We start from the raw sequence: 1,198 nt of genomic DNA, 5'->3' as shown, positions 1-1,198 counted from the left end.
TAAGAGCGCACGGAGGATGCCTAGGCACCAGGAGCCGAAGAAGGACGCGGCGAACAGCGAAATGCCTCGGGGAGCCGTAAGCAGGCGTTGATCCGGGGATGTCCGAATGGGGAAACCCGGCTGGGGTCATGCCCAGTCACCCGCCACTGAATCCATAGGTGGCGCGGAGGCAGACCAGGGGAACTGAAACATCTAAGTACCCTGAGGAAGAGAAAACAACAGTGATTCCGTCAGTAGCGGCGAGCGAACGCGGATTAGCCCAAACCAGAGGGCTTGCCCTCTGGGGTTGTAGGACGTCTCACACGGAGTTACAAAAGGGTTGGGTAGGCGAAGCGGTCTGGAAAGGCCGGCCAAAGAAGGTAAAAGCCCTGTAACCGAAAGTCAATCCCCTCCGAGACGGATCCTGAGTACGGCGGGACACGTGAAACCCCGTCGGAATCCGGCAGGACCATCTGCCAAGGCTAAATACTCCCTGGTGACCGATAGTGAAGCAGTACCGTGAGGGAAAGGTGAAAAGCACCGCGGGAGCGGAGTGAAAGAGAACCTGAAACCGTGCGCTTACAACAAGTCAGAGCCCGATCTAGGGGTGATGGCGTGCCTTTTGTAGAATGAACCGGCGAGTTACGATGACGTGCAAGGTTAAGGTGAAGAGCCGGAGCCGCAGCGAAAGCGAGTCTGAATAGGGCGCATAAGTACGTCATGGTAGACCCGAAACCGTGTGATCTACCCCTGTCCAGGGTGAAGGTGCGGTAACACGCACTGGAGGCCCGAACCCACGCATGTTGAAAAATGCGGGGATGAGGTGGGGGTAGCGGAGAAATTCCAATCGAACACGGAAATAGCTGGTTCTCCCCGAAATAGCTTTAGGGCTAGCCTCGGATGGTGTGTCGTGGAGGTAGAGCACTGATTGGATGCGGGGCCCGCGAGGGTTACCAAGTTCAGTCAAACTCCGAATGCCATCGACATCAATCCGGGAGTCAGACCGTGAGTGCTAAGATCCATGGTCAAGAGGGAAACAGCCCAGACCATCAGCTAAGGTCCCCAAGTGTGTGTTAAGTGGGAAAGGATGTGGCGTTGCACAGACAACCAGGATGTTGGCTTAGAAGCAGCCATCATTGAAAGAGTGCGTAATAGCTCACTGGTCGAGTGACGCTGCGCCGAAAATGTAACGGGGCTAAACACACCACCGAAGCTATGG

The 1,198-nt window shown here is 55.9% G+C and carries 1 rRNA gene; it reads left to right on the top strand.

Annotated elements, in window-relative coordinates:
• Positions 1–1,198, top strand: a 23S ribosomal RNA gene (locus tag IDH44_RS26275); the annotation flags it as partial.

The sequence above is a fragment of the Paenibacillus sabuli genome, from assembly GCF_014705605.1.
Classification (GTDB): Bacteria; Bacillota; Bacilli; order Paenibacillales; family Paenibacillaceae; genus Paenibacillus_D; species Paenibacillus_D sabuli.
The sequence above is the reverse complement of the archived record's forward strand: the minus strand, read 5'-3'. Positions and strand labels throughout refer to the sequence as shown.